Source organism: Dickeya fangzhongdai (assembly GCF_002812485.1).
Taxonomy (GTDB): domain Bacteria; phylum Pseudomonadota; class Gammaproteobacteria; order Enterobacterales; family Enterobacteriaceae; genus Dickeya; species Dickeya fangzhongdai.
The window spans coordinates 2473737-2493485 of record NZ_CP025003.1; the positions used below are offsets into that span (position 1 = coordinate 2473737).

At 55.0% G+C, this 19749-nt stretch carries 18 protein-coding genes; 9 read left to right on the forward strand and 9 right to left on the reverse strand.

Going from position 1 to position 19749, the window contains the following annotated elements; genetic code table 11:
- Window positions 1–18 precede the first annotated feature (18 nt).
- The 4 genes from araC (at window position 19) to CVE23_RS11170 (ending at window position 4014) form a co-directional block, all read left to right on the forward strand.
- Complete coding sequence (gene araC, locus CVE23_RS11155) at window positions 19–969, forward strand: arabinose operon transcriptional regulator AraC (protein ID WP_038919040.1); 951 nt, start codon at window positions 19–21, stop codon at window positions 967–969.
- Window positions 970–1175: 206 nt separating this feature from the next.
- Window positions 1176–2225 (forward strand): oxidoreductase, encoded by a 1050-nt coding sequence (locus CVE23_RS11160; RefSeq protein WP_100849547.1) that lies wholly within the window; start codon window positions 1176–1178, stop codon window positions 2223–2225.
- A gap of 154 nt (window positions 2226–2379) precedes the next feature.
- Window positions 2380–3378, forward strand: a complete 999-nt coding sequence (locus tag CVE23_RS11165) for a bile acid:sodium symporter family protein (RefSeq protein ID WP_049853982.1) — start codon at window positions 2380–2382, stop codon at window positions 3376–3378.
- A gap of 177 nt (window positions 3379–3555) precedes the next feature.
- Entirely contained in the window at window positions 3556–4014 is a 459-nt protein-coding gene (locus CVE23_RS11170) for an SgcJ/EcaC family oxidoreductase (RefSeq protein ID WP_038658728.1), read from the forward strand.
- Window positions 4015–4101: 87 nt separating this feature from the next.
- Here CVE23_RS11170 and add read toward each other — a convergent pair whose 3' ends face one another.
- The 3 genes from add to manA all read right to left on the reverse strand — a co-directional run bounded on the left by add (window position 4102) and on the right by manA (window position 8252).
- A complete protein-coding gene (gene add, locus CVE23_RS11175; protein WP_038919044.1) occupies window positions 4102–5118 on the reverse strand; it encodes an adenosine deaminase in 1017 nt (338 codons plus the stop codon).
- Window positions 5119–5447: 329 nt separating this feature from the next.
- Complete coding sequence (locus CVE23_RS11180; RefSeq protein WP_049853984.1) at window positions 5448–7010, reverse strand: YdgA family protein; 1563 nt, start codon at window positions 7008–7010, stop codon at window positions 5448–5450.
- A gap of 57 nt (window positions 7011–7067) precedes the next feature.
- Window positions 7068–8252, reverse strand: a complete 1185-nt coding sequence (gene manA / locus CVE23_RS11185; protein WP_100849548.1) for a mannose-6-phosphate isomerase — start codon at window positions 8250–8252, stop codon at window positions 7068–7070.
- 177 nt (window positions 8253–8429) lie between these two features.
- Between manA and fumC the strand changes: the two genes are divergently transcribed.
- Window positions 8430–9827 carry a class II fumarate hydratase gene (gene fumC, locus CVE23_RS11190; RefSeq protein WP_100849549.1) on the forward strand — a complete coding sequence of 466 codons (1398 nt, stop codon included), beginning with the start codon at window positions 8430–8432 and terminating at the stop codon, window positions 9825–9827.
- A 3-nt stretch (window positions 9828–9830) separates the two neighbouring features.
- Here the strand turns inward: fumC and tus are convergent, their stop codons facing one another.
- On the reverse strand, window positions 9831–10757 hold the full coding sequence (gene tus, locus CVE23_RS11195; protein WP_100849550.1) for a DNA replication terminus site-binding protein: 927 nt from the start codon (window positions 10755–10757) through the stop codon (window positions 9831–9833).
- 171 nt (window positions 10758–10928) lie between these two features.
- Window positions 10929–12179: an MFS transporter gene (locus tag CVE23_RS11200; protein WP_100849551.1), complete on the reverse strand. Its 1251-nt coding sequence runs from the start codon at window positions 12177–12179 to the stop codon at window positions 10929–10931.
- A 138-nt stretch (window positions 12180–12317) separates the two neighbouring features.
- On the opposite strand from CVE23_RS11200, the gene CVE23_RS11205 reads away from it, so the two are divergent.
- The 3 genes from CVE23_RS11205 (at window position 12318) to bioD (ending at window position 15392) form a co-directional block, all read left to right on the forward strand.
- Window positions 12318–13232 carry a LysR family transcriptional regulator gene (locus CVE23_RS11205; protein ID WP_049853989.1) on the forward strand — a complete coding sequence of 305 codons (915 nt, stop codon included), beginning with the start codon at window positions 12318–12320 and terminating at the stop codon, window positions 13230–13232.
- A gap of 116 nt (window positions 13233–13348) precedes the next feature.
- A complete protein-coding gene (gene mlc / locus CVE23_RS11210) occupies window positions 13349–14566 on the forward strand; it encodes a sugar metabolism global transcriptional regulator Mlc (protein ID WP_049853990.1) in 1218 nt (405 codons plus the stop codon).
- A gap of 154 nt (window positions 14567–14720) precedes the next feature.
- Window positions 14721–15392, forward strand: a complete 672-nt coding sequence (gene bioD, locus CVE23_RS11215; RefSeq protein WP_038658704.1) for a dethiobiotin synthase — start codon at window positions 14721–14723, stop codon at window positions 15390–15392.
- Between the two features lie 257 nt (window positions 15393–15649).
- Here the strand turns inward: bioD and CVE23_RS11220 are convergent, their stop codons facing one another.
- From CVE23_RS11220 to ydfG, 3 genes are all read right to left on the reverse strand, one after another.
- Window positions 15650–15937 carry a DUF1161 domain-containing protein gene (locus CVE23_RS11220; RefSeq protein WP_100849552.1) on the reverse strand — a complete coding sequence of 96 codons (288 nt, stop codon included), beginning with the start codon at window positions 15935–15937 and terminating at the stop codon, window positions 15650–15652.
- Window positions 15938–16014: 77 nt separating this feature from the next.
- Window positions 16015–16371, reverse strand: coding sequence for a DUF1283 family protein (locus CVE23_RS11225; RefSeq protein WP_049853992.1), 357 nt, complete (start codon window positions 16369–16371; stop codon window positions 16015–16017).
- Window positions 16372–16642: 271 nt separating this feature from the next.
- Entirely contained in the window at window positions 16643–17392 is a 750-nt protein-coding gene (ydfG, locus tag CVE23_RS11230) for a bifunctional NADP-dependent 3-hydroxy acid dehydrogenase/3-hydroxypropionate dehydrogenase YdfG (RefSeq protein WP_038919056.1), read from the reverse strand.
- Between the two features lie 318 nt (window positions 17393–17710).
- On the opposite strand from ydfG, the gene CVE23_RS11235 reads away from it, so the two are divergent.
- The gene (locus CVE23_RS11235; protein WP_100849553.1) at window positions 17711–18481 is read left to right on the forward strand and encodes a class I SAM-dependent methyltransferase; all 771 of its coding nucleotides are present in this window, start codon (window positions 17711–17713) and stop codon (window positions 18479–18481) included.
- A 32-nt stretch (window positions 18482–18513) separates the two neighbouring features.
- Here CVE23_RS11235 and CVE23_RS11240 read toward each other — a convergent pair whose 3' ends face one another.
- Window positions 18514–19740 (reverse strand): glycosyltransferase family protein, encoded by a 1227-nt coding sequence (locus tag CVE23_RS11240; protein ID WP_038919058.1) that lies wholly within the window; start codon window positions 19738–19740, stop codon window positions 18514–18516.
- Window positions 19741–19749 lie beyond the last annotated feature (9 nt).

Here is a 19749-nt window from a genome sequence, read left to right on the forward strand (position 1 = left end):
CTTTTTTCAGGAGGCCGCATGTATCACCGCATGGCGCATGAGTCACAGCCCAACCCGTTGCTGCCCGGTTATGCGTTTAACGCCTATCTGGTGGCCGGGCTGACGCCGATTCTGGCGGGCGGGCCGCTGGATTTCTTTATCGACAGGCCGGATGGTATGAAGGGTTACATCATTAACCTGACCATTAAAGGACAGGGCAAGGTACTGGATGGCGACGACACCTTTTTTTGCAATCCCGGCGACCTGCTGCTGTTTCCGCCCCGGTCGCGCCACTATTACGGCCGCGCGCCCGGCAGCGACAACTGGTATCACCGCTGGGTCTATTTCCGGCCGCGCGCTTACTGGGCCGATTGGCTGGAATGGCACAGCAAAGGGTGCGACGTCGGGCGGCTGACGCTGTCCAGCACCGGTTTGCTGCAGGAGTTCGATAAGCTGTTCGCCAATATTGAGCAGACCCACCGTTCCGGCCGACGTTTTGCCGAAGAGCTGGCGATGAATCTGCTGGAGCGCCTGCTGCTGCGCGCGATGGAAGAAGATCCGCAGAGCCCACAGCGTATTATGGATCCACGGGTGATCGAAGCGTGTCAGTTCATTACCGGCAATCTGGCCGGAGAACTGCGTATCGATGAGGTGGCGCGCCACGTTTGCCTGTCGCCGTCGCGGCTGGCGCACCTGTTCCGCGAGCAGGTGGGGGTGAATATTCTGCGCTGGCGGGAAGACCAACGGGTGATTCGTGCCAAGCTGCTGCTGCAAACCACGCAGGAGTCAATCGCCGCCGTCGGGCGGGTGGTCGGCTATGACGACCAGCTCTATTTTTCCCGTGTCTTCCGCAAACGGGTGGGGGTCAGCCCCAGCGATTTTCGCCGCCGCAACAGCGAAATCCATCACCCGGCGTTGGAAAGACCCGCGGAAACGGCCATCTGGCGAGGGGAATCAACCGCGCCGCATCCGTGGGTGGTCACGCCGTAACTGTCTGACGCTATTGTGTAATCAGGCCTGGCCGCCGATGGTGGTCAGGCCGGTTTGGATAACGGAACCGTCCGATAACCATCTGTTTCCCCGGTGCTATACTAGGCTGTGCATTGCGATACAGCATAAAACGTGATTGCGATGCACGGCCGTATTTCATGAGGACAACGGGTCTGAACCTCAGATCCGCCAATGAGGGGAAATATATGACGGATACCATCCGTGTTGGTCTGCTGGGCTATGGTTATGCCAGTAAGACGTTTCATGCGCCGTTGATTGCCGCTACGTCAGGAATGAAACTGGCGGCGATATCCAGCAGTGATGCTGGGAAGGTTCAGGCTGACTGGCCCTCAATGCGAGTCGTGCGCGAGCCCCAGGAACTGTTCAACGATCCGGATATCGATCTGATCGTGATACCCACCCCGAATGACACCCATTTCCCGCTGGCCCGCCAGGCGCTGATCGCCGGCAAGCATGTGGTCGTCGACAAACCGTTCACCGTGACGTTGTCACAAGCACGGGAACTGCATCAGCAAGCGGAGCATGTGGGTAAGCTGCTTTCCGTCTTTCATAACCGGCGGTGGGACAGCGACTTTCTGACGCTGAAGCAATTGCTGAAAACCGGCGTGCTGGGCGATGTGGTGTACATGGAGTCGCATTTTGACCGCTATCGCCCGGAAGTGCGCCAGCGCTGGCGTGAAGACGGCGGCGAAGGCAGCGGCATCTGGTTCGATTTGGCCCCGCATCTGATTGATCAGGTGTTGCAGTTATTCGGTCTGCCGGTGGCGATTCAGGCCGATCTGGCGCAGCTGCGGCCGGGCAGTAAGTCCACGGATTACTTCCACGCGACATTGATCTATCCCCAGCGTCGGGTGGTGGTGCACGGTAGCCTGCTGGCGGCGGCGGAAAGCGCCCGTTATATCGTCCACGGCACCCAGGGCAGTTATGTGAAATTTGGCCTCGACCCGCAGGAAGCACGGCTGAAAGACGGCGAGAAGCCGCAAGCCCATAGCGATTGGGGGCAGGACAGCCGCGACGGCATTCTGACGCTGCATCGTGACGGTGTGCTGGCGGAGCAGACGGTGCCCACCATCCCCGGACATTATCAATCCTATTACGCCGAGATCCGCGATGCGCTGCTGGGACGTGGCGACAACCCGGTGCCGGTTGAGCAGGCCATCAAGGTGATGGAGCTGATTGAGCTGGGGCTGACTTCTCATGAACAGAAAAAGGCGATGACCCTGAAAAGCAGCTAACCGGGATTCGTCACGATTTGTGACGGAAAACCTTGACTGTGAGGCGGGCTTCAGCCTTGCATTATGGGTGTTTATTGCTGATAGTAGGGCATTGTTTAATGCAGGCGATCTTAGGATCGCCTGTATTTTTTATGTCTGAGGATGCAAACACGTTATGGCATGGTTACAACGCTTAAAAATTGACAAATTTTTGCTGGTTTTGATTGCGGTGGTGATTACCGCGTCTATTTTCCCGTGTGAAGGCGCGGCCAAGGTTTTCTTTGAGAACCTGACCAATGCGGCAATCGCACTGCTGTTTTTCATGCATGGCGCCAAGCTGTCCCGTGACGCCATCACCGCCGGTATGGGCCATTGGCGTTTGCATCTGGTGGTGTTTGCCAGCACCTTCATCCTGTTCCCGCTGTTGGGGATTGGCATGGCGTTTCTGTCGCCGCAGATATTAACGCCGGGGTTGTATCTCGGTTTCCTGTATTTGTGCGCGCTGCCGGCGACCGTGCAGTCCGCCATCGCGTTTACTTCTATGGCGCGCGGCAACGTGGCGGCTGCGATCTGCAGCGCCTCGGCATCAAGTATTCTCGGGGTTTTTCTGTCGCCGGTACTGGTCGGCTTGCTGATGCATACGCAGGGCGGACAGACGGATACGCTGCACGCGATTGGCGCGATTATCATGCAACTGATGGTGCCGTTCGTCATCGGTCATCTGTCCCGTCCGCTGATTGCCAAGTGGGTTGATCGTCATCGCAAACTGATCAATATCACTGACCGTTCATCCATTCTGCTGGTGGTGTATGTGGCGTTCAGCGAGGCGGTGGTCCAGGGGATTTGGCATCAGATTAATGGCTGGTCGCTGCTGGCGGTCGTCGTCTGTTCGCTGGTGCTGCTGGGCATTGTACTGGTATGCACCACGCTGGCGGCTCGCAAACTGGGATTCAGTACGGAAGATGAAATCACCATCGTGTTCTGTGGTTCGAAAAAGAGCCTGGCCAACGGTATTCCAATGGCGAATGTGTTGTTTCCCGCGGCGGCAGTGGGGGCGATGGTGCTGCCGTTGATGATTTTCCACCAGATCCAACTGATGGTGTGTGCGACGCTGGCGCAACGTTATGCCAAGAGAGCGGCAGCGTCTGCCGGCGGCGAGGCGACAGAAAAATAATCGCTAAGACAAGTGGTTAGATGCGGTTTTTCATCGGCAGCGGCTATCACTAATATAGTTTCAATTGGTTACAGTTCATAACGTTAATCTTTTATTATAGTGACTATCTGTGCTGCCCCATATTGTGGGCTCACAGACACACGCAGTATCTGATTAGTCACTATAGTGAGGGACACAATGTATAAAAAAGTTCTGTTATCGTTGAGTTTGCTTAGCGCTGCCATCACTTCTCAGGCTTATGCCGCCAACACCGAAACCTGTGTTAAGACTGACGAAAAAACTATCGCCAGTTTGTTCGATCGCTGGAATCAGTCGCTGCAGACCGGCGATGCAAAGAAAGTGAACGCCAATTATGCGTCTGACGCCGTACTGTTGCCGACGCTGTCTTCAAAAATGCGGACGAACGACGCAGAACGTATTGATTATTTTGAACATTTCTTACCGAAAAAACCGTCTGGCAGCATCGATAAGCGAGTCATCAAAATCGGCTGTAATGAAGCGCTGGATACCGGAAACTACACCTTTACCTTCGGCGACAAGTCGCAGGCCAAGGCGCGCTATACCTACACTTATGCCTTCAAGAACGGGCAGTGGCTTATCACCAGTCACCACTCGTCTGTCCAGCCGCAAGACTGATCTGATATTGTCGCTATGACGACGATGCAGTAAGCAGGTCGAAATGCAAAAAGCGGATACCTCGGTATCCGCTTTTTGCGTATTGCGTCAGGACGGTTGCCGTTGCTGTGCTCGCTGGCGCAACAGCTGCTTTTCCTGTTCGGAGATAAACGCGACACGCAGCCCGTTTTCCTGAGCCTGGCGAATGTCATCCGGCGACAGACCGGCCTGCGGAGCCGCTATCTCATACTCATGACGGATTTCGATCCCCTGAACCGCCGGATCATCGGTGTTGATGGTGGCCGGAATACCGTGGTGCAGAAAATGCACCAGCGGGTGTTCATTCATTGCTTTTACCGTACTGGTTTGCAGATTGGAGGTCAGGCAGGACTCGATGCCAATCTGGTGTTCAGCCATGTACTCCATTAATGCGCGATCGACGATGGCGGTCACGCCATGACCGATGCGCTCGGCACCCAGTTGCTTAATCGCCTGCCAGATGCTTTCCGGGCCGGCGGCCTCGCCAGCATGGGTGGTAAGATGCCAGCCCGCATCTCGAGCGCGGGTAAAGTGGGTGGTGAACAGTTCGCCGGGGAAACCGAGTTCATCACCCGCCAGGTCGATAGCGACGATATTGTCCTTGTGCGCCAGCAACGCATCCAGTTCCTGTTCGCAGGCCTGAGTACCAAAGGTGCGGCTCATGATACCGATCAGACGTATCATGACGTCGTGGTTATGGTCGCGGCAACCTGCGGCAATGCCGTCAATCACCGCTTCCACTACGCCTTCCAGCGGCAGTTGATGGCTGCGGGCCATGTAGTAGGGGGAAAAGCGCAGTTCGGCATAATCCAGTCCGGCACGTATGGCGTCTTCAACGTTTTCGTAAGCCACCCGTCGACAGGCATCCAGCGACCCCAGCACGGCCACGCCCCAGTCCAGTTTTTGCAGAAAACGGAGCAGGTCAGGTTCGTTGTCGACGATCTGGACATGAGGGCGCAGTGAAGCCAGGTCGTTACCCGGCAGCTCGATAGTAAACTGGCGGCCCAATTCAAGGATGGTCTGAGGACGGATATTACCATCGAGATGGCGATGGATATCCGTCAGCGGAATGTGCGGATTAATCATGTTCTACTCTTTTTTTATTAAAAAAATCCATCAGTCAGGCGGCATTCCTCATGACGCTGGTTTTATCGCCACTGCGCCGTGAGGGACACGGTCTGATAACTCGCTGTGCAGTATAAGAATAAAGTCACGCACTTTGCTATTGATTGATAAAAAGAAATTTGTATATCACAACAGGCATAACACAGGTTTAGCATAAACGCGCCATTCTCGCCTGTGCATGGCAGGCGCACATGTACCGTTATGGGAGTTAAATTTGTCTAAACGTCGACGCGCGAGAAAAGGCAGGCGGGTGAGAAACAGGCGCCCTGTTGCCGGGCGCCTGTGAAGGGTTACGGGCTGACTGACGCGTCCGGCTGCTGTTCTTCCGGCGCGGCCTGGGAATCATCGCCTTCTTCAGGCACGTTCTCCGACGGCAGCGTGATGAACGGGGCGATGAACTCCGCCAGCGGAATCTTGCGGCCGTTGAAGGTCACGGTACCGTCGCTGTATTGCAGCGAACTGGTAATGGCGTTGTCTTTGGTTACGGTGACCTGACTCATCTGGCCGATGTTCGCCATCAGTTGCGTCTGCTGACGCGCCATCTGTTCCAGTTGCTTTCTCTCGTCGTCAGAAGAGGCTTTCGGCGCGGTTTGCACCATCAGCTCGGTGATCATATCCAGCGGCACGTTGAGACGAGCATCCAGATTTTTCACCGACTGGCGAATAATCGCTTCTTCATCGGACAGATTAGCGGTCGGCGCTGCGCTTTTCTGCAACGGATCGGTCAGGTCCAGCGCCAGCGTGAAGGTACTTTCGCCTTTGGCGCTCTTCCAACTGAACGGCGCGACCTTGACGCTTGGATTGCCTTTCAGCAACTGCGGCAGGTTGTGCAGAACCAGCGCGGCCAGTTGCTGGTCGTAGATTTCCGGCGTGACCTGGTCGATATTCTGCAACAGCGACTGCAGGTTTTTCTGGTATTCGGTCATGAACTGGCGAGTGCCTTTGCCATCCAGCCCGGAGAAGTTGACGTTCATGTTCAGCGATCCCAGATTTTGATCGCGGAACAGTGCCGAGCCCAGGGTCAGCGTCATCTGTCCCGCCAGGTTGGCGTCATCTTCCGTGGTATGGTTGACCAGCGCGAAATCGTTCAGCGCCAGGCTATCGCCGCCCTGAACGTCCAGCGCCAGTTTTTTCAGCGTTAGCTTGACGTCGCCGACTTCGAGATCGAATTTGCCTTTGCGGGTATCGCTGTTAAGCGCCAGATCCTGCAGCGTCAGTTTTTCGTTCTGTCCCTGCAGATTGGGTTTTTCCATCGTTAGATTAGCGACATTCCCCATCACTTTGCCCGCCCGCAGATCGCCGGCCAGATCCACCAGCAGCGTGGTGCCGCTGAAATTGGCCTTCATTTCCGGGCTCTGAACGTCCAGCGCTTCCAGCGTGACGGCGGAGTGCGTGTCGCCGCTGTAATCGATACGGCTATCGGCAGTGATGAACGGTTTGTTTTTGGTCAGTTCAAACAGCGCTTTTACCGAGTCGGTATTGGCCAGTTCGCCGTGCACGGCCGCCATTGCCGGCTTCAGGCTAAACTGGCTGGCGGTGAGCGGGAAAGGGCCGTGGAAGACGGTGGTGTTAAACACCACTTCTTCGTTCGCGGCCAACAGATGCTGACGGGCGTCGGAACCGTCTGACTGTACCACCAGGGCAACCTGGCTTGTGAATATGCCGCGCTGATAGTCGCGGAATGTCACCTTGATGCCCGCCTGCGGGTAGGCGTTTTTCAGCCCGTTGTTCAGGTTGTCGGTAACTTCGCCGATGTGTTGCTCAATCTGTTTACCGGTAAACCAGGAGGCGCCCCCCCAGGCCGCTGCGAGTGCAATAACGATTCCCGCCGCTACCACTGTTTTTTTGGCCACGCTATATATTTCCTTGTTGATTCACGGTGTCGTATCCCTCATCGGGAGTACATAGCTTTATACCATTAAAGGCCGGTTATAGACGCGGGCAATCTGACCCTGGCCCTGAACCTGAACCGGTGATTCGCTGGCGGAGATAAAGCAGGATTCGCCTGGCAGCAGCTTGACCTGTTGAGCCCCTTTTTCCAGCACCGCCTGGCCTTCGACGCAAAAAATTATCGCCGCGCTCTGTTGGCTGAGCGTTTGCGGCGCATCCGTAAGATAATGCAGTGAAAAGGCAAAGTCATCGACCGGAATGGGGAAACTCAGTTCATTGGCCGTTTTTATCGGCGAGGTGAGCAGAGAAGCGGCAGGTTTCGATTCGAAACGGACGTTGGCGAGCAGCTCGGGAATATCAATATATTTGGGCGTCAGGCCGGCGCGCAGGACGTTGTCCGAATTGGCCATCACTTCCAGCGCCACGCCCTGCAGGTAGGCATGCGGGGTTTCGGCATACAGGAACATGGCTTCGCCGGGTTTCAGCGTGACGACATTCAGCAATAGCGGAGAGAACAGACCGCCGTCATCAGGGTAAAACTGCGCAATAAATCGGATGGTATCCCAGGGTTCGCCGTGTTGACTATCCAGCACGCGTTTCAGTTCTGCGATAGCCGACGCTTTCTGTTCGCCGTTCATGCTTAACAGGCTGGAGAACAGCGTTGTCAGCGTCTGGCTGTCCGGGCGCTGTAAAAACGCGGCGATCGCCGGATGGGCGTCGGCCAGCGGCTGCAAAAGACCGGCAATCTCGGTCAGTTCGCGAAAGCCGTTCATCGCCAGGTAGGAGGTAAGGGCGAAGACCAGTTCCGGTTTGTGGTTGGCGTCCTTGTAATTGCGTTGGGGAGAATCCAGCGCGATGCCGGCGGCATTTTCCCGGGTGAATCCCGCCTCGGCGGCGGATTTATTCGGGTGTACCTGAATCGACAGCGGCTGTTCGGCGCACAATACCTTGAACAGGAACGGCAATTCGCCAAAGCGCTGGGCTACCGCATCACCCAGAAAACCGGGCTGATCGCTATTGATCAACTCCCGCAGATTGTGCGTTTGCCCTTGCTCGTCAAGCAGCAGAGAACTGCTTTTCGGATGTGCGCCCATCCACAGTTCCGCCATTGGAAGGTTACCCGGGTTTTCAATCCCATACAGTTCAGTTAACGCGTGTTTACTGCCCCAAGCGTAATTCTGCACACTGTTGCGCATTTTTTGCATAATATTTTCCTGTCATTAAACAGATTGTTAATTTCCATAACGGCGACGGTGGAAACTCCGCTGGAAAGGACTGCACCGTCTTAATGCACGCCATGTTAATGCTTTATATGCCATGATTCCAGAAGGGTAAAAATTCGCACTCATCTGAAAGTGACTTGTTTTGCAAAGGAGAAAACCATGTCAGACACTCGAATCGAAAAAGACTCCATGGGGCCGATTGCCGTACCGGCAGCGCACCTTTGGGGAGCTCAGACCCAGCGCTCGCTGGAGCATTTCCGTATTTCGGAAGAGAAAATGCCGAGAGCGCTGATCGTGGCGCTGGCGCAAACCAAGCGGGCGGCCGCCCGCGTTAATATGGATCTGGGGCTGTTGCCTGCCGATAAGGGCGACGCCATTCTTCAGGCCGCGGACGAGGTACTGAACGGGCTGCACGCCGGCGAATTCCCGCTGGCTATCTGGCAGACCGGCTCCGGTACCCAGACCAATATGAATATGAACGAAGTGCTGGCGAATCGGGCCAGCGAAGTGTTGGGCGGTGTGCGGGGCAACGAACGACTGGTGCATCCGAATGACGATGTCAATAAGAGCCAGAGTTCTAACGATGTTTTCCCCACCGCGATGCATGTGGCGGCGGTCACCGTGGTGCGGGAACACCTGATCCCTGAGCTGAACGTGTTGCAGCAAACGCTGGCGGATAAAGCCGCGCAATTTGTCGATATCGTCAAAATCGGCCGAACCCATTTGCAGGACGCGACGCCGCTGACGCTGGGGCAGGAGATTTCCGGCTGGGTGGCGATGCTGGCGCATAATTTGCGTCACATCGAAAACAGTATTCCGCACCTGTGCGAACTGGCGTTGGGCGGCACCGCGGTCGGTACCGGATTAAATACGCACCCGGAATACGCGGTGCGGGTGGCGGCGGAACTGGCGTCGCTGACCGGTCACCCGTTTGTCACCGCGCCGAACAAGTTTGAAGCGTTAGCCACCTGCGACGCACTGGTTCACGGGCACGGCGCCTTGAAAGGGCTGGCGGCATCGTTGATGAAAATTGCCAACGATGTTCGCTGGCTGGCGTCCGGGCCGCGTTGCGGTATCGGCGAAATCGCCATTCCGGAAAACGAACCGGGCAGTTCCATCATGCCGGGCAAGGTCAATCCTACGCAGTGTGAAGCCATGACCATGCTGTGTTGCCAGGTGATGGGAAACGATGTGGCGGTAAACATGGGCGGCGCGTCCGGTAATTTCGAATTGAACGTGTTCCGTCCGATGGTGATCCACAACTTCCTGCAGTCGGTACGGCTGCTGGCTGACGGCATGAAAAGTTTCAACGAGCATTGCGCCGTCGGGATTGAGCCTAATCGCGAGCGCATCAACCATCTGTTGAATGAGTCGCTGATGCTGGTGACGGCGCTCAATCCGCACATCGGTTATGACAAAGCGGCGGAAATCGCCAAAAAAGCCCATAAAGAAGGGCTGACGCTGAAAGCGTCGGCGTTGAAGCTGGGCTACCTGACCGAAGAACAGTTCACCCAGTGGGTACGTCCGGAAGATATGGTTGGCAGTATGAAGTCTTAACGCTCACATGCCGTCATCGGTGTACAGATGCAGCCGGGGGATCAATAGCCGTAATGGCTTGGCTTTGGGACGGTGCCGGTGCTGAATGTTGTCAGCGTCGTAGTCGTTCAGTTCGCCCATCACGGGTACCGCGTCCTGGCGGCATAACACCAGCAACGGCGAAGGGCAGGGATACTGCACCTGCTTCTGCTGCTCCTGATACCAGACTCTGGCGATAGGCTGCACTTTCACCGGTCGTTTTATTTTCAGCGACGCCTGCTCCGGCAGGCGTTTTACATCACGGATTTCCTGCTCCAGCAGGGACGCCCACTGTTCCTTGCTGTACGGCGCCTGGCTGCGCCCGGCGCGCAGGCTTTTCTCCAGTTTTTCCAGCAACTCATCGCGGGTGATATTTTTGATGATGTTCTTATTGGCCCAGCCAAATCGCACCGACGTCGGGTCGACCAGCAGGGTAATAGTGCGGTAGGCGCTGAGCGTGATCAGCCCTTTTAAGTGGGTATGAACAAAATCGAAACGTTGCTCCGGTTCCAGCCCGGATTCCACCGTAATGATCTGTTCGAGTTCTTTTTTCCGCGCGTTGATATCGGTAATTAACTGATACGCCTGCAGGTATTCCGGCTGATCAACCCGAAAACACAGCACGCCGGGCAGGCGAATCGCCGCTTTGCTGCTGACGGTTTCCGCGTGGTGGTGAATAAATAGATGGCGAAAATGCTGTAAGCCGGCGTCGCATGCGTCATCGCCTGTTACTGGTGTGACGTGAATCTGCGTGACCGGGTCGTGCTCGGTGCCTTTCTCTACCGGCGGAAGGGTAAAAATGTGCCCGCCGGCAAAGCGAAAGGTCCGAAACAACTGATGCATGTCGGACAATTGCGCTTCAAGGGTAGTGAAGCAATGATTCATACGCTCGATCAGATCATAGGCTGCCATACAACATCCATTTAGTTACAACATACTTATGCATTCTAATCTAAACGCTCAGTTTAGCAACTAGCATTACTATCGTTTTAGCAGCGAAAAAAGCGGAGAGAGACGGTGGGGAGACTCACCGGCCGGCGCGTTCTGGCTCGGTGAGTCGCAAATGATACCATTACTGGTGAATTACACCGTGTTTTTCAGGGAATTCAGTTTCAACCCGATCCACAGCGCCAGTACCAGCAGGCATGACAGAAACAGTACCAGACCGGTCCAGCCGTAGTGGTACCAGAAGAAACCGCCGGAGGTACCAGCCAGGCTCGACCCCAGATAATAGCAGAACAGATACTGGGATGATGCCTGGCCTCTGGCGCGCAGCGCCCGCACGCCAATCCAACTGCTGGCGACCGAGTGGGCGGCAAAGAACCCCGCCGCGAACAGCATCATCCCGGCGAACATTATCAGCAGCGAGCTGAACAGGGTCAGCAGCAGACCGGACAGCATCAGGGCCACACTGCCGACCAGCACCGGTCCCCGGCCAAAACGGGCGATCATCGCCCCGGCGCGCGGGGAAGCGTAGCTACCGGTCAGGTAGACCACCGACAACAATCCTACGACAGTCTGACTCAGGTTATAGGGTGCGCCCAGCAACCGATAGCCAATGTAGTTGAACAGGGTGACAAAGGTCCCCATCAGCAGGAAACCCTCGGCGAACAACAACGGCAAACCCGCGTCACGCCAGTGCAGGCGGACATTGATCCACAGTGTTTTGGGCCGCAGCGAACCCGCGCGAAAATGGCGGGAATCAGGCAAGATCCGCCAGAACGTCAGCGAGGCCAGCAGGGCGACCACGCCGATGCAGGCGATAGAGACACGCCAGTTGAAAAAATCGGTAATAACCCCGGTCAGCAGGCGCCCGCTCATGCCGCCAATAGAGTTGCCGCTGATGTATAACCCCATTGAGAACGCCACCACGCTGGGGTGAATTTCTTCGCTCAGGTACGTCATCGCCACCGCCGCCACACCGCTGAGCGATAAGCCAACCAGCGCCCGCATGGCCAGTAGTCCCGTCCAGTTCGTCATCATCGAACCAATCAGGGTACAGACCGAGGCCAGCAACAGGGACACCACCATCACATTTTTACGACCGATGGTGTCCGACAGCGGGCCGGTAAACAATAACCCGACCGCCATGGTAATGGTGGAGACAGAGAGCGACAGGCTGCTGGTTGCCGGCGACACGCCAAACGCCTGCGACAGCACCGGCAGTATCGGTTGCACGCAGTACAGTAAAGCGAACGTCGCCAGGCCGGCGGAAAACAGCGCCAACGTGACGCGAATGAACGTCGGCGTACCTCGGGTGATAAACGGATTTTTATAAACGGGCGCGTGAGTGTTGCGTTGAGGTTGAATGTCGTCGGTGACAGAAACGGACATTCCTTGTGCAGACAGCGGGGTACTCAAAATCAATCCTTATCCGGAAAAAATACGGCAGAAACATCAGTGAGCGCATCATAGAATTGGCTCGATTGTTTTGTATAATATATTAATCATTAATAATGATACTTTATAAATATGAATATCGAACTCAGACATTTACGCTACTTTATTGCCGTAGCGGAAGAACTTCATTTCGGGCGCGCCGCTGAAAAGCTGCATATCTCCCAGCCACCGCTCAGTCAGCAGATACAGGCGCTGGAAGAGCAAATCGGCGCCCAACTGCTGGAACGTAACAATCGCAACGTGCGCCTGACCCAGGCGGGCGAGCTGTTCCTGAAAGAAGCCTGGGCCATCATCAATCAGGTTAATCAGGCGGCGGAGCGCGCCGCCCGTATCCAGCGCGGGGAAATCGGGGAGCTCAATATCGGTTTCACCTCGTCGGCGCCTTTTGTCAAACAGGTTTCGCGCAGTTTGTTGCAGTTTCGCCAGAGTTACCCCGAAGTACATATCCAGATGCTGGAGATCAACACCAAACAGCAGATTGAGCCGCTGCTTGACGGCAAGCTGGATCTGGGCGTGATGCGTAATAATCCGCTGCCGGAAACACTGCGCCATCAGCTGTTGCTACACGAGCCGATGGTCGCGGTGGTGCATGAAGAACATCCGCTGGCCGCCGCCCCCGGTGGTCACATCAGTATTCAGCAGTTGGCCAACGAACCGTTTGTTTTTTTCGCCCGGGAAGTGGGAACCGCGCTGTACGACGAAGTGCTGACATTGCTCAAGAAATACGGCATTACCCCTTACATTACCCAGGAAGTTGGCGAGGCGATGACCATTATCGGGCTGGTATCTTCCGGTCTGGGGGTGTCCCTGCTGCCGGCGTCATTCCGTCGTATCCGGGTAGATGGCGTCAAGTACCTGTCTTTGCAGGAAAAAGATGCTATTAGCGAAATGTGGTTGGTCACTCATCAACACCGGCCGCTGAACACCGCCGCTCAAACGCTGATCACACTTATGCTGGGCAGCACCGTCAAAAATATGTGCGGTTAATCACATATCGAATCAAATATTTGACGGCTATTTACAAAAGCTCCACCATAGCCTCAGTTTTTTATTTTACAGCGTAAAAAATACCAATTACGCCTAATCGCAGGAGCCGTTTCAGAGTGATTGTCAGTGGTCAGCCGGGACACATCGATCAGATTAAACAGATTAATGCAGGTGGCGTTTATCGGCTGATCGATGAAAATGGCCCCATCTCCCGCATCGAGTTGTCAAAACAGGCCCAGCTAGCTCCTGCCAGCATTACCAAGATTGTGCGCGAACTGATGGAAGCCCATCTGGTACGGGAAACGGAGTATCAGGAAATGGGCAGCCGTGGGCGCCCGGCTATCGGTCTGGTTTTGGATACCGAAGCCTGGCACTACCTGTCGGTACGGATCAGCAACCAGATCATGACGCTGGCTCTGCGCGATCTCAGCGGGCACTTGGTCGTGGAGGAACTGGTTGATTTACCTACAGAACATCCGCAATCGTTGCTTGATCGCATCCTGATTGAAATCGATCAGTTTTTTATTCGCCATCAGCGCAAACTGGAGCGCCTGACGGCTATCGCCATCACGTCGCCGGGGATGGTGGATTCGTCCACCGGCATCATTCATCGTATGCCGTTTTACGATGTGGAAGAGATGGCGATCGGCCCGGCGCTGGAAAAGCGCACCGGCGTGCCGGTTTATTTACAGCACGATATCTGCGCCTGGACTATGGCGGAGGCGCTGTTTGGCGCGTCACGCGGTTGCCAAAACGTCATCCAGATTGTCATCGACCATAACGTGGGCGCCGGCGTCATTACCGGTGGCCGCATCCTGCATGCCGGCAGCCGGACGCTGGTGGAAATCGGCCATACCCAGGTCGATCCTTACGGCAAACGTTGCTATTGCGGCAATCACGGTTGTCTGGAAACCGTCGCCAGCATAGAAAGCATGCTGGAACTGGCCCAACAGCGTCTGAAAGGGTCAATGAGTTCGCTGCTGCACGGCTCGCCGTTAACGGTGGAGTCTTTATGCGACGCCGCGCTAAAGGGCGATCAATTGGCGAAAGATATTATTGTTGATGTCGGCAATAATGTGGGGCGGATTACCGCCATCATGGTTAACCTGTTCAATCCGGAAAAAATTCTGATCGGTTCGCCGCTGAATCAGGCCGCCGATATCCTGTATCCCGCCATCATCGACTGCATTCGCCGTCAGGCGCTGCCGGCCTATAGTCACCACCTGCAAGTGACGTCCACCCATTTCTATAATCAGGGGACCGTACCCGGCGCGGCGCTAATCAAGGATGCGCTCTATAACGGCTCTTTGCTGATTAAACTGATGCAGGGCTAATCAACGGCGCAATCAAGGCGCGGTTTCCCGTTGACCGACAAAACATTGCGCTAACGCAAGCCGCTCCGGCGGCCCATCCCCTAGACTTTGGACTTCATCAGTAAGTTTTTTTGAGGTTTATTTTTCAGGTGGGGCCTGCCGGAGTGGTGTTTTCATGTTAAAGCGTATGTTTGTTACAGGAACGGATACTGCCGTGGGGAAAACGGTGGTATCGAAGGCGTTATTACAGGCGCTGACGAAAACGGGCAAAACCGTAGTGGGTTATAAACCTGTCGCCAAGAGCTGTACGGAAACGGAAGAGGGATTGCGTAACAAAGATGCGCTGGTGTTGCAGGAAGCGTCGTCGATCCCATTGACTTACCAGCAGGTTAATCCGGTGTCGTTGCAGGAAGATGAAATCAGCGCCAGTGAGCTGGAGATCAATTACTGTGCGATGACCGAGGGCTTGAACCAGCTCAGCGAGTTGTCGGATATGGTTGTCGTCGAGGGCAGCGGCGGCTGGCGTACATTGATGAACGACATGCGAACCTATTCGGAGTGGGTGGTTCAGGAGCAACTGCCGGTCGTGCTGGTGGTTGGGATCAAGCTCGGTTGTATTAACCATGCGCTGCTGACGGCGCAAGCCGTTATTAATGATGGGCTACCGCTGGTGGGCTGGGTGGCGAACCGCATCAACCCAGGTCTGGCCAACTATGCCGAAATCATTCACGCTCTGCGCGAAAAAATCCCCGCGCCTCAACTAGGCGAATTACCGTATCTGCCTCGTGCCGAACAGCGGGACCTGTCCGCTTATATTGACCTTTCTGCTATTAACCAGTCGTTCTAATTTAACCAGTCGTTTTACTAATCTGGCAGACACATTCCCTGTTCGTTATCCCAAAGAGCAGGGCATTCTTTATAGCTGTGCCTGAGTATCCGTATCCGCCCGCTTTTCACTTGTCTAAATGAAGGGCAAAAAAGGGGGAGCGTTGTCCCCCGGAGATCGGTTAGCCTGTTTAAGCATTAAGCATTAAGTATCAACGTGTTGTATCGGTTGACTATTTCTGCCAGTGCTGCCAGTAACGACGTGTTTTCCGAAACCGGTCAGCGAGATTTGCCGGTCGGCGCCATAGGTTGGGCCAGAACATCGGTGTCATCCGACAGGCGAATATAGACGATTTTTTGCGTATCCTGTTCGCAATGGCCAACAACCTGTCCGCCGTGCTGACTGACCTGATCATTAGGCACAATATCCAGTTCGAAACCCGATTCAGGGACACCGTTCGCGATAATCTTGCGGGCGATATCGTCACGAACGCGTTCGCAGGACGCTTGCGCCATTAGCGGTGTAAGCAGCAGTAACAACGTACCGGCCAGCATTGCTTTCTTCATCACATCCTCCTGTCGAGTCAATGGATTGCTAAGCCCAGCGATGAGCCGATAAATCCGCTGGCAGTATAGGTGAAAAATCAGGGTGTTACCGGGCGGCCAGAGCGACGGTCAAGGCAACGTAATGAATTGGGTTCCCAGTAAGCATTGAAGTTGGAACTGGCTTTGCATTTCTCTTCAAGCGCTTCGGCCATATCGGCCTTGTCGAAATCTCTGTCCGCCTTGTCGACCCGTTTTTCGAGATGCTTGTTGACTTTATTACGCAAGGTGCGCGTTTCGTTCCAATCCTCGCTGCTCTGACGCGCCGCCTCTTTGGATAACGCACTGTTGCCGTTATCAATAATGATATGTTGCGCTGCCTGTGCAGACTGCAAGAGACTCAGACTCAACAGCGATGAAGTAAGAAGAAGGAGTAGATTACGTGTTTTTTTCTGCATGTTTCACCCAGACAGGAATTTCTGTAAATACGATCGTTGTCATAACCAAGAATCATTACGGTGACTATAGCATCCGCCGCCATAGCCAAACTATAACCAACCCGAAATATTCAGGAAAACGCCTTAACGCCCTCAGGGTAGCAGCGAGGCCATAATCCTGAACATTGGCACGTGCTCAACAGCAAAGATAGATCCCTGAATCGCCCCGCGCTGTTGGCGTACGCGTGGCAAGCGGTAACCGCTACCGCGCCGAAAAGCCAGAACGGGGGATTTACTCGTCGCGATTAACCTTAAGACCGCCGTAGGTTTGGCTCACCGGCATCATTTCCAGCGTGTTGATGTTGACGTGCGCCGGCAGTGTCGCTACCCAGAATACCGCTTCCGTCACATCTTCCGGCGTCAGCGGGTTGGATTTATCATAAGTCTGGCTGACCTTGGCCTCATCCCCTTTGAAACGCACGGCAGAGAACTCGGTTCCGCCCACCAGACCCGGCTCAATATTGGTTACCCGCACCCGGGTGCCGGACAGGTCGGCGCGCAACCCCAGGCTGAACTGGCGTACGAACGCCTTGCTGGCACCGTAGACGTTCCCGCCCAGATAAGGCCAGTTGCCTGCAGTAGAGCCGATATTAATGACATGGCCGGCATTGCGTTTCACCATTTCCGGCAACAACGCATGGGTCATGAACACCAGCCCCTTATTGTTGGTATCGATCATGGTTTCCCAGTCGCTGACGTTGGCTTTGTGAGCCGGCTCCAGCCCTAATGCCAAACCGGCATTGTTGACCAGCACATCAATATTGCGCCATTCAGCAGGCAGAGAGGCGATGGCCTGCTCGATAGCCTGTCGATCGCGAACATCGAGACGCAGCGTGAGAAGCGCCGCGCCAAACTCGGCTTTCAGCGCATCAAGACGATCCTGACGGCGGCCCGTGGCGATAACCTGATGACCTTCCTTGATAAACCGCCGGGTAATCGCTTCACCAAATCCCGCCGTTGCACCGGTAACAAAAATAATCATGCATTTTTCCTCTTTCATTCCTGACTGCAGTGATCACTGACTCTGTGATGCGTTGTCGCAAAGAGCCAGCCTCATCGTCCGCTGTGACACCATCATAACAATGAGCATACCTTAACCCTGAAGCTATCTCTATGTCAGTATTGATCTTTTCGGGAAGCCTCGCAGGCAGGATTCACACTTGCAGTATGTTGCAAACATAACCTCGGGCAGGATTCCAGCTTAGCTAAAACAGGTTTGTCACACGCGGTTTTTTCACACTATATTGCTTTGTCGAGGCAATTATTGGTTTGGGTATTGATAACACGGGTAGGAACACACATGGAAAGCAGTAAAAGTCACCAGCAGTCCGTCGAACAACAATTTGGCGAGCAGGCCAGCGCCTATCTGAACAGTGCCGTTCATGCTCAGGGAGAAGATTTGGCCGAATTGGCTCGCCGTCTGCAGGGTAAAAACCATGCCAGCGTGCTGGACTTGGGCTGCGGCGCCGGTCATGTCAGTTTTACCGTTGCCAGCCTGGTCGGCAACGTGGTGGCATGCGATTTATCGCCGCGCATGCTGGATGTCGTAGCCAGCGCCGCACAGGAAAAAGGCCTGACCAATATCAGGACTCAACAGGCGGTGGCGGAATCATTGCCGTTTGCCGACGGCAGCTTTGACGTGGTGATCAGCCGTTATTCGGCCCATCACTGGCAGGATGTCGGTCAAGCCTTGCGGGAAGTAAGAAGGGTGCTGAAACCGGGAGGCGAAGCCATCCTCATGGATGTGGTTTCACCAGGACACCCGGTGCTGGATGTGTATTTACAAACCGTAGAAATGCTGCGCGACACCTCTCACGTGCGCGATTACACGCCGGGTGAATGGCTGACGATGCTGAGTGAAGCCGGGCTGACAGTACGTTCGCTGCAAACTTCACGCCTGCATCTGGAATTCCAGAGCTGGGTGACGCGCATGCGAACCCCTGAACATTTTGTCACCGCCATTCGTGCTCTGCAGCAACAGATGTCAGCTGAGGTCACACACCATTACGACATTCGACAGGATGGCTCTTTCACCACCGATATTGCGTTTATCGTCGTCAGCCAGGGCTAAGGGTATCGCCCCGTTGGGGGCGATACGACGAGTCATGCGCCGTGCATTTCCTGATTATCTGCTTCAACGGCGTCGTACAGCCGCTCCAGAATATCAGGGAATGCCGACTGAACCCGGTTCCAGCTGGGTACAAACGGTTTATCCCCCGGACTTTCGCTGTATGCCTGGCCGGATAGGGTAATGACATCGGCAAACAGCTCCACTGCCGACTCCTCGGTATGCCGGTCAAAATGCAGGCCGTTCATGCGCGCATCGTGTTCAAACGAATCGATCATATCCAGCGCGGTGCGGTAGTAAGTGGCGCGCAGCACCCGGAATGAATCGGTCGTGATGTTGACGCCCTGAATCGCCAGTTTGCGGTACAGCGCTTTAGTGATGTCCATTGCCATACGCTGCAACCCGGAGCTGGGGTCGTTTTCCGATATCGGCTGATGTTTGTGGTCATAGTTGTCGGCAATATCCACCTGGCAGATACGGCTGGTCGCCGTTCCCCGATGGATTTCCGACAACATGCCGATCTCCAGCCCCCAGTCGCTTGGGATGCGTAGATTACGCAGTACATGGCTGCGCATGGCGAACTCACCGGATAACGGGTAGCGGAAACTGCGCATATATTCGAGGTAATCAGAATTACCGTAAACGCTTTGCAGTGATTTTAATAGCGGGAATACCAGTAGCCGCCCGACGCGCCCGTTTAATTTTCCTTCGGCTACCCGAGCGTAGTAGCCTTTACAAAAGTCGTAGTGAAAATAGGGATTGGCGATCGGATAGAGCAGGCGGGCCAGCATGGCGCGATCATAGGTGACAATGTCACAATCATGCAGCGCGATGCACGCAGTACGACGCGACGCCAGGGTATAACCGACGCAAAACCAGACATTACGGCCTTTTCCCTGTTCCATCGGCGCCAGTTCCTTATCGGCCAGCTCCTGGCTGAGCCGGGTCAGACGGGGGCCGTCATTCCACAAAATGCGGTGCCGCTGTGGGAGTCGGGAAAAGAATTGCCGGGCAAACAGAAACTGATCGCGGTCCGCCCGATCAAGCCCGATAACAATTTCAGACAGATAGGGTACCTGAGCCAGCATATCGACAATCTTGTCCAGCGCCGGACCTTCCAGTTCTGAAAACAGGGAAGGGAGGATCAGCCCCATGCTGCTTTGACCAGAAAACACCTGCAGCTCGTATTCCAGTTCCTCTACGCTGCGTCGGGTAAGGTTATGAAAATTGGTGATAATACCATCCTGATAAAACTCACTCATGTTGTGCTC